This is a genomic window from Phormidium sp. FACHB-1136, from assembly GCF_014697375.1.
GTDB lineage: Bacteria > Cyanobacteriota > Cyanobacteriia > Phormidesmidales > Phormidesmidaceae > Nodosilinea.
Genome location: NZ_JACJRS010000218.1, coordinates 1 through 2,589, shown reverse-complemented (window position 1 = coordinate 2,589; position 2,589 = coordinate 1). Strand labels below are relative to the sequence as shown.

The window sequence follows — 2,589 nt, the reverse complement described above, 5'->3', positions numbered from 1 at the left end:
CCGCAAAAGGTGATGCCCTGCTTTCCGGCTCCCATCAACTGAAGCATTAGGTGGGCGGTGTCTTCGTTGATGTTGCGGCTGGGGCGGGTGACGATGAGTCGCTTGTCAGGAGCCTTGGCCCCGCTCTTGTGGAGCCAGGTGAGCCTTGTGTTTTTGGTGCCGTCGTCATTGACCGCAGGCCGACTGATTAAGCGTCCGGCTAGGTCTCTGGGATTGCCGACCGTCGCCGATAGGCCAATGAACTGAAGGTGATCCGCATCCCCGCCGCACTTATCCACGACCAGCTTCAACCGTCGAATTAGCCAACAGAGGTTGGCACCGAACACGCCTTGGTAAGCGTGGAGTTCATCGATGATGACGTAGCGCAGTTGGGCCATGAACTGCTGCCAGGGATTAGACCAGTAGACCCGTCTGAGTTCATGGTGCAGCAAGTCCGGGGTCATGGCCAAGATGTGGGGAGCTTCGGCCAAAACCGCATCACGGGCATCTCCGCCCTGAAGGTCGCCGGTAATTTTGGCAACGGTGAGACCCGCCTCCGGCATCCCGGCCTGGAGTTCCAAGAGTTTGGCTTCCTGGTCACTGGCCAGCGCCTTGAGGCCATAGAGGGAGAGGCAGCGGTGACCTTCTGTGAGCGCTCCTTCAATGATGGGGATATAGGCGGCTAGGGTTTTCCCGGCTGCCGTCGGTGGCGTCATCACCAGGTCTTTGCCTCGCCGGATGGCTTGATAGGCTTTGACCTGGTGACTGTATAAGGCTTCGATGCCGATGTGGGCCAAAGCCTGCTGGAGCGCCTTGGGTACCGACGTTGGCATGGGTTGTAAGTCCGGGGCTTGACCGGGGAGGGTCGTTTCCCACTGAGTCATGGCCTCTAGGATGGCCTCGACATCGATAGGGGGTGTGGGCGTTGTGGGGAACGACGTGGGGGGGTGATCTGGGGAAGGGGTCGCCCAGGTGGCGGCTAAGATTTCGGCAAACGTATCGGGGTTAGCCATCGTTTTTTCCTATAGGTTAGGTGCGGTGGGCGAGGTTCATCAATTCGATACCAATAGCTCTGCGGCTCAGGCCTGTTTTGAGTTCTGTCGATAGGGCTTGCAGTCGAATCACGGTTTCAGACAGGCGACGCATCGACACCTGGGCGACTTCTTGGCGGAGGTAGTAGAGGCGTTTGGGATTGCCGAAGCCTGCGAACTGAGCGATGTCGGCATCCGTGGTCAGAGATTTGGACTTCAAGGCCGCCTTTACCTTGAACCAGGTGCGAAACTGACTGAGGGCGGTGTGGATGATGACACCGGGATGCACGGTTTCGAGGGCTTTGAACAGGGTGGCGACCTGAGCGGGCTGGCCCTGGCGCATGGCGTCAACGAGCTGCAAGGCGGTTTGGGTTTGGTTCGGTACCAGCGCCTGGGCCAAGGATAGGGTGACGGGCTGAGGACAAAGGGTGAGTTTGCTCAACTCACTCTCCATCCGCTGTCGGTCGTGGCCAATGGCGGTCGCTAAGTAGCTCAAGACCCCACGGCCCATCTGCACCCCTGAGGCTTGAGCTTGGGCGTTAACCGCCGCTTTGATGCCCGCCTCGTCCCAAGGGCTGAGGGCCGTGTAGGGGTAGACGGTGCCGTGCTTCGTCAAGAGCTTGGCGACCTTGGTGCGTTTATCGAGGGTGTCGAGGCACAGTACCAGGTGGGTGGTGGAAATCATCCCGTCAACCCACGCCAGATCCTCAAAATGCTGAGCACTGAGGCGGCCCTCCTTCACGATGACGAGCTTACGGTCACTGGCCATTGGGGGGCTACAGGCGGTGGGATAGACCTGGGTTCTCAGGAGTTGGCTCAGGTCATCGGCCTTGAGATGGGCGGCCTCAAAGGTGTGGACACTGAAGCTACGCCAAGCGGGGTCAAGCTCGGCTTTGAGTTGGTCAAGATGGGTTTGAATTTGGTGGTCATCATCACCGACCAGTAGGGTTAGGGGCATGGGTAGGCGTTCCGTAAGGGGCATAGGAAAGCCACCCTCCGTTTGGACATCCGGTCACGCTAACGGAGGGCGGCTGAGTCTCGTGGACCACGGGGTGCCAGCGATAGCTGGGTGGGTTAGACGGTCTGTGTGAAGGCGTCCCAACAGTGGATGATGGGGACGTGCTGTTGGGCGGCGTAGGCCAGACAGTGTTGGGTACCTCCGGGCTTGGCGGGATTGCACAGGGCGAGGAGGTGATGGCTGTGGTTAACGATCCACTCGTTGCGAACCTGCATCGCCTGGGGTGAGTAGCCGCCCTGGGACAGGATTTCGACATGCGCCGCCCTAGCTAGAATCTGGTGATAGCGCCGCTGGCTGGGGGCGGGCCACCGTAATGCTTGGCTTTGGAAGGGAACGACGGCGACCAGGGGAATACCGAGCTTAATCGCGGCAACGGCCACCGCCTGATCCCAGCCCAGCGCCATGCCTGAAATGACCTGTTCGGGTTGGATGTCGGTCAAGCGCTCCAGGGCAAACCGAGTCAAATCAACCCGAAAGGCTTTGGAGTAGCACTGGGGTTTGGGCGCGAGCTTGTGGGGACGATGGCCTGTGACGCCCAGCACCAAATCACAGGTCGGGGGT

At 59.9% G+C, this 2,589-nt stretch carries 3 protein-coding genes; all 3 read right to left on the bottom strand.

What is annotated here, in order from left to right:
* Window positions 1-992 (bottom strand): DEAD/DEAH box helicase (locus tag H6G62_RS26685; protein WP_190500817.1); only part of this gene is annotated, 992 nt, incomplete at its 3' end.
* Between the two features lie 16 nt (window positions 993-1,008).
* On the bottom strand, window positions 1,009-1,992 hold the full coding sequence (gene holA / locus H6G62_RS26680) for a DNA polymerase III subunit delta (RefSeq protein ID WP_190500815.1): 984 nt from the start codon (window positions 1,990-1,992) through the stop codon (window positions 1,009-1,011).
* Window positions 1,993-2,084: 92 nt separating this feature from the next.
* On the bottom strand, window positions 2,085-2,589 hold a 505-nt coding region (locus tag H6G62_RS26675; RefSeq protein ID WP_190500813.1), incomplete at its 5' end, for an SLOG family protein.